The following is a 6,684-nucleotide window of genomic DNA, read 5'->3' as shown; positions in this document are numbered from 1 at the left end:
AAGTCGCCGACGTCGCCCGCTGGACATACGAGGGACTCGCCCGCATGTGCAAGCGCGTTGCGTGGGGGAGATCGACCAGCAGCAGCGACAGGCCGACCAGCGAGCATCCCACGACCACGGCGAGCCAAGTCCGCGCCTTCGTCACGCCGTGTCCCTCGCGTCGAAATCGAATCTCATGGCTAATGGCTAATGGCTAATGGCTCATGGCTCATGGCTCATGGCTAATGGCTTCACCCGATCAGCGGGACCGGACCGAGATCCTCGAGCGTCTCGTCGTCGCCGATCGGCGCGTTGCCGTCACCGTAGCCGAGCGCCGCGGCCGGATGGCCCCAGCACTTCACGTCCCCCGTCTGCAGCACCGCGCAGCTGTGAAACTCACCGGCGTGGATGGACACCGCCGGGGCCCCGAGCGGCAGCGGATCGAGCACCGCCGGCGACTCGTCGTCGCCGATCGTCTCGGTGGTGCCGTACCCGAGCGCCACGAGGGTGCCGACGCCCCAGCACTTCACGCCACCATCGTCGAGCAGCGCGCACGTGTGGTAGTTGCCGAGCGCGACGCCTTCAACGGGCCCACCGACATCGACGTGACCGACCGAAGCGGGGGTCTCGGTGTCGCCGATCGCAAATTCGTTCGCGACGGCGCTGCCGTACCCGAGCGCAGCGGACACGAGCCCCCAGCACGACAGGGCGCCATTGGCATGGACGGCGCAGGCGTTCGTGGGTCCGGTGGACAGCTGCACGACCGGCTCTCCGGCGAGCTCGATCGGCGGATACGAGCTGGGAACCTCGTCGTCCCCGATCGACTCGGAGTCGGCGAGTTGGTGGCCGAGGATCCCGGCCGCGTTGCGCCCCCAGCAGCGAACGGTCCCATCCACGAGCCGCGCGCAGGAAAACCCGGTCTCGCCCATGGCCAGCTGCGCGACCGGCCCCCCCACGTCGACGCTCGGCAGTGCGTCGACCGTCTCGCCGATCTCGTCGCACAGCGTGTCGGTGTGGCCGTAGCCCAGTTGGCCGTAGGCGTTGGCGCCGAAACACTTGACCGAGCCGCCCTCGAGCAGGATGCAGGTGTGCGCGCGACCCGAGATGTCGATGCTCTCGATCGCCGAGGAGACGCTGATGAGTTCGCCAGCGAGGATCGGCTCGTCGTCACCGAGGATCCCGGTAAACGGGTACCCCCAAGCGCCCGCAACTGGGGCGAGGCCGCCCCAGCAACGGAAGCTCCGGCGCCCCTCGAGCACCGCGCAGACCGACATGTACGACGTCGAGATCGACTCGACGCTCGCGTCGAGGGCGAGGAATGGAATCTCGGCGGCGCTCTCGTCGTCACCCAGCGCCTCCGTCGTTTGCTGACCGTGCTGCGCCCACGTTCCCCTGCCCCAGCACTTCGCCCGACCGTCGTCGAGCACGGCGCACGACACGTTGCCGCGGACCGACAGGTCGACGCCGATCGTCGCCGGCAGGTCCGCGGGGACCGAGTCGTTGGACGAGCCCGACTCGTCCGCTGTTCGGCCGCCGCAGGAGCAGGAGCCGAGGATCACCAGCGAGATGGCGAGGCCCATGCGCGGACCGTAGCAGTGGATCGTTGTGCGCCGCATCAGGTTGGGTTCTCCAGCGCGTAGATGATGTCACGCGCGTAGTGCTCGGCGAGCTGTTGCAGCTGAGCCCATTCCGACGTGCGGTAGGCACCGCCCGAGTCTGCGCAGACGAAGGTCGTCGCCGACGCGGACAGGCCCGACGTCGAGCCCAGGATGGTCTGGTGCCCGTAGCTCGCCTCGCCGGTCCCGCACGACTCGCCGCCGGCTTGAACCCAGAGGTCGTCGACTCCGTCACTGTTGGTGTCGCCCGCCACGAGCACCGAACCGAGGCGATCGCCGGCTTCGTAGCGGTCACCAAGGTTGACGCCCTGAGTGAAGCTCTGAGCGCCCGTGGTCGACAAGCCCGAGTCACCACCGTACATAACGTATAGATAGCCCGCGTCGGTCTCGGTCCCCAGGTCCTCTCCCGGCGAGGAGATCGCTAGGTCATCGCAGTCGAGCCCACTCGACGCAGACTCGTCGTCGTTGAAGTTGCCCGCGGCCAGTGCTCCGCCAAAGTTGTCTCCGGCCTCGTCGTTTTCGGGCACCCCAGACACGCCCTGGTACCAGTTGTCTGCGACGGTCGACAACCCGCTGGACGATCCGTAGATCACGTTGACGGCACCAGACTTTCGGATCGAACCGACGTCCTCCTGCGGCGCACCGACGGCCACGTCGTGGTAGCCGTCGCAATTGAAGTCGCCGACCGTCATCGTCTCGCTCGCTAAGTCCCAGCGCTCGGCGACCCCGGAGACCCCCGGAGAGTCTTGATGCAGGAGCTGATCAGCGCTCGCGGTCAGGCCGGAGCTCGAGCCGTAGAGCACCGAGATGCTGCCGGCGTGGGCGCTCGTCCCGATGTCGTCGCCGGGGACCCCGAACGCGACGTCGTCGTAGCCGTCTGCGTCGAAGTCGCCGACGACGGCCATCGCACCGAAGTAGTCGGCGCAGACCGAGTCGCCAAGCACACCGGAGACGCCGCGGTCCCAGACCGTCTGCACGTCGTCGATGATCTCGAGCGCCCGCCCCTTGCCGCAGTCGTAGTTGGGTTGGAGGATCAGCTCATCGAGGGTCGAGTCGCCGTCGAAATCGCCGGTCAACACCCGGTCGAGGTAGGCCGCCTCGAACCCGTTGTTCATCGTCTGTCCGAGAAAGCCCGGTACGGCCTGAGACTCACCGATGTCGTAGAAGACGGCGGCGAGCGTCGCCTCGGCCGGCGGCGTTCCGTACGTCCCCGCGTTCGCGAGCGTCAGCACGTCGCCGTACGCGTCGGCCAGGACGTCCTTGTCGACCCACAGTCCGCCGAGTTCCTCGGGCGGTAGCACGTCGGTGATCTTGCCCGCTAGCTCGTTCCAGCCGCCGACGCCCCCCGTCTCGAAGTCGTCCCTGCAGTCCTCGGCCCAGGTGCTGTCCATCGAGTCGATGTTCTTGGGGTACTCCTCGGTGCAGTTGCCGATCCAGTGCCAGCCGTCCGCATCGCTGTCGTGGCAAGGCGTCTGATCGCCCGCCAGCAGCTCGACCCAGTTGAGCCGGGTCGGAATGGCCTCGGAGTAGACACGCCCCGCGTGACGGCCGAAGTGCAGCGACACCAGCCGCCAGGTTCCGTCGGGTGCCTTGTAGAACTCTGGCGAGCCGGAGTCGCCAGAGGCGAGCCCCGATCCCGAGATCGCACCTTCGCTGTTCTCCTGATCGTTGGTTTCCAGCGTCGTGCTGGAGTACTCATTGGAGTACTGGTTGCCGGTCCCGTCGAACTGCCGACCGAGCATGATGGGCAAGGCCCGCTTCGGGCCAGTGCCGGCCGCACCTCCCGAGTCCCCAGTTCCGACGGTCGTGATGTCGGGCCCCTGATCTCGGTACAAGGTTCCGATCCCCTTGGACGCCCAGTGAGGCGAGTTGTGTACGTAGTACATCTCCCAGCGCAGATGGTCACGCAGCACGCTCTCGGGGGACATGATGGGGACGGTGGGCACGTCGGGCCACTCCTGGATCGGATCGATCTCGCACACCACCATGTCGACCCCCCTTTCAAAGGACGGAGCGTTGGGGTAGGAATTGCTGACCCCGGCCGCCGGGTTGAAGGTGCAAGAAAGTAGTTCGATGGCCGTCCCGCCGCCGTTCTCCCCAAACCTGATGTTCATGGCGAGGGCGCCGGTTTGGAAACTGTCGTAGTCCACGCAGTGTGCATTCGTCAGGATGAACTGCTGGCCCATGGCATTTTTGGCGAGCACGACACCGGTACAATGCCCACCCGCGCTGATGTTGACGACATTCGGCCACTCGCAGACACCCACCTGAGGGGCCGAATTCTGATCGATCGCTCTCGCGGGTTCGGGAAAGAGAATGAGCACACTCGCAAGCGAGATTGCGGCTACTGATCGTAGAGGAAACTGGCCCGAGTATTTCGAGGTCATTTGAGTCCCTTTTATCAGATATCTCAGATCGGTGTCAAACACGACCGCGGGCACTCGAACGCCCACCAGGTGACCGGGCTCCATACCGTCAGGATGCGCCCAAGGGTACTATGGAAACAGTTACATTCGCCCCTTTGACTGGCCACTTTAGCACACGGACGGCGTCGTAAATCCGGAGACGATGGACAAGGAGCGCCTGCAGTCCCGTTGTTCGCGTGTCGCCTTCCCCGATTGTATTTGTTGCAATTAGCCCGATGGTTCCATGTGCACCAACCAAAGACGAGGCTCGTCGGAAAAAATATGCAGAGAGATCCGAATTTCCATGACTGGGCAGATAGGCTGAGGTTAGCCACGCCAAGTACTTTGGGCCACTTGTAGTGGTAATGCCATTCTTCCCTGCAAACGGCGGATTCCCGACCACCGCATCCATCCAAACCTTCCCAACCCCATCCTCCGCCAGCGGGTCCACCCGCGCATCCGAGAACACCTCCGGAAACTCCAGCGCCCAGTGCATCGGCCGAATGCACGCCCGCACTGTTGTGGATCGGGCAAAGTGACCAAGCCTGGATCGGATGCATCTGACCCACCCTGGATCGGATGCATCTGACCCACCCTGGATCGCCAGACTTGCCCACTGGCCACTGAACAACCCTCCAGATGGTCTCCCCCGTCGGACGCCGCCACTCGGCGCCCGCGCGTCGGACAGGTACGTCCGCCGATGGAGACCCCCATGCAAGCCATCGACATGCACCTGCTCCAAGAACTCGTCCGTCTACACCGCCTTGGTCTGAGCAGCCGCGTCATCGCCAAGCGCCTCGGCATCAGCCGCAACACCGAGCGCAAGTACCGAGGACCGCTCACCGACGCGCGCATGCTCGAGGGTGATCCGGCGGCGCTGCCCGAGCTCGCCGAGATCAAGGCGGTGATCGCCGCGAGCCACGGCGACGACACCCCTGCCACGCGACCCTCCAGCATCGAGGACTGGGCCGAGGCGATCGAGGCAATGCTCGACGCTGGCGCTGGCCCAACCGCGATCTACGATCGACTCCGCCTCGACGAGCGCTTCGAGGGCAGCCTCGGCGCGGTCAAGCGGCTCTGCGCGCGGGTCCGCAAGGTCAAGGGCATCGCCCCCGAGGACGTGGCGATCCGTGTCGAGACGCCCGCCGGAGAGGTCGCTCAAGTCGACTTCGGCTACGTGGGTAAGCTCTACGACGCCGACGAAGGCCGGCTGCGCAAGGCGTGGGCCTTCGTCATGGTGCTGGCTTTCTCGCGCCTGATGGTCGTGCGCATCGTCTTCGATCAGAAGGTCGAGACCTGGCTCCGCTGCCATGCCGAAGCCTTCGCCGAGCTCGGCGGAGTGCCCAAGGTGATCGTGCCCGACAACCTCAAAGCCGCGGTGATCCGGGCAGGCTTTGGCGTCGATGACAAGACCACCCTCAATCGCAGCTACCGGGAATTCGCCCGCTTCTTCGGCTTCCAAGTCGATCCCACGCCGGTCCGTGCGCCCGAGAAGAAGGGCAAGGTCGAGTCGGGGGTGAAGTACGTGAAGAACAATTTCTTCGCCGCTCGCAAGGATCTACTCGATGTCGGCGAGCTTCGCGTCGAGCTCCGACGCTGGCTCGACAACATCGCCAACAGCCGAACGCACGGGACCACGCAACGTCGACCGGCCGAGCTCTTCGCGGTCGAGCGCGAGCACTTGCTGGCGCTGCCGAGTCAGCGCTGGGAGCCGGTCGTGTGGCGCGAGGCCAAGGTCCACACCGACACCCACGTCCAGGTCGATCGTGCGATGTACTCGGTCCCGTGGCGTCTCGTCGGTAAGCCGGTGCTGATCCGGCTGACCAAGCACAGCGTCGAGATCTACTGGGATGACGTCCGCGTCGCGACCCACGCCCGGCAGCAACCCGGCAAGCGCTCGACGATCGACGCACACCTGCCCGAGATCCGCCGCGACTTCCGTCACCGCAGCCGCGACTTCTGGGAGCAGCGCGCCGACGCGCTCGGTGAAGACGTCGGGGCGTACATCCGCGAGGTCTTCGACGCCGACGATGTCCTCTCGCAGCTGCGTACGGTCCAGTCGATCGTCACGCACCTCGAGACCTTCCCCGTCGAGCGTGCACGAGCGACCTGTCGACGGGCCAGCTTCTACGGCCTGCACAGCTACGGCGGAATCAAGAACATCCTGCGCAAAGGTCTCGACCTCGAGCCCTTGCCGATCGTGGTCCAGCGACAAGGCGGGGTGCTGGAGCCGCGACGTTTCACCCGCGATATCGGGGAGCTCTTGCAGCTGCCCTTGGAGAAGACCGATGCACCCAACTGACGAACTGACACCCATACTCAAGAAGCTGCGCCTGTCCGGCGTCCTGCAAACCCTCGACCTTCGCACGCGGCAGGCCGTCGAAGACGACCTCACGCACAGCGAGTTTCTCTACCGGCTGCTCAACGACGAGGTCGAGCGGCGCGACGCGAAGCAGCTGGATCTGCGACTGCGACGAGCGAGCTTCGAGCATCACAAGACCCTCGAGGACTTCGACTTCACCTTCAACCCGAAGATCCCCAAAGCCAAGGTCCTCGACCTCGCAACCGCCGGCTTCGTCGGTCGCAACGAGAACGTGCTGCTGGTCGGCCAGACCGGCGTGGGCAAGAGCCACATCGCGCAGGCGCTTGGGCAGCGGGCCTGCCTTCGTGGCTATGGCGTGCTG

Annotated in this window: 5 protein-coding genes; 2 read left to right on the top strand and 3 right to left on the bottom strand. The window is 65.5% G+C overall.

Annotated elements, in window-relative coordinates:
• Nucleotides 1–230 precede the first annotated feature (230 nt).
• From DB30_RS39685 to DB30_RS43345, 3 genes are all read right to left on the bottom strand, one after another.
• Entirely contained in the window at nucleotides 231–1,559 is a 1,329-nt protein-coding gene (locus DB30_RS39685) for an RCC1 domain-containing protein (RefSeq protein WP_165704167.1), read from the bottom strand.
• Nucleotides 1,560–1,594: 35 nt separating this feature from the next.
• Nucleotides 1,595–3,799, bottom strand: a complete 2,205-nt coding sequence (locus DB30_RS39680; RefSeq protein WP_146662768.1) for an integrin alpha — start codon at nucleotides 3,797–3,799, stop codon at nucleotides 1,595–1,597.
• Between the two features lie 271 nt (nucleotides 3,800–4,070).
• Nucleotides 4,071–4,517, bottom strand: coding sequence for an Eco57I restriction-modification methylase domain-containing protein (locus DB30_RS43345; protein ID WP_420870702.1), 447 nt, complete (start codon nucleotides 4,515–4,517; stop codon nucleotides 4,071–4,073).
• A 195-nt stretch (nucleotides 4,518–4,712) separates the two neighbouring features.
• Between DB30_RS43345 and istA the strand changes: the two genes are divergently transcribed.
• Together istA and DB30_RS39670 are read left to right on the top strand one after the other, a co-directional pair.
• Nucleotides 4,713–6,302 (top strand): IS21 family transposase, encoded by a 1,590-nt coding sequence (gene istA / locus DB30_RS39675; protein ID WP_165704166.1) that lies wholly within the window; start codon nucleotides 4,713–4,715, stop codon nucleotides 6,300–6,302.
• Nucleotides 6,289–6,684, top strand: a 396-nt coding sequence (locus DB30_RS39670; protein ID WP_165704165.1) for an ATP-binding protein, incomplete at its 3' end; no start/stop codon positions are given. The genes istA and DB30_RS39670, both read left to right, overlap by 14 nt.

The sequence above is a fragment of the Enhygromyxa salina genome (assembly GCF_000737335.2).
GTDB classification, from domain to species: Bacteria; Myxococcota_A; Polyangia; order Nannocystales; family Nannocystaceae; genus Plesiocystis; species Plesiocystis salina_C.
This window is presented reverse-complemented; position numbering and strand designations above follow the sequence as displayed.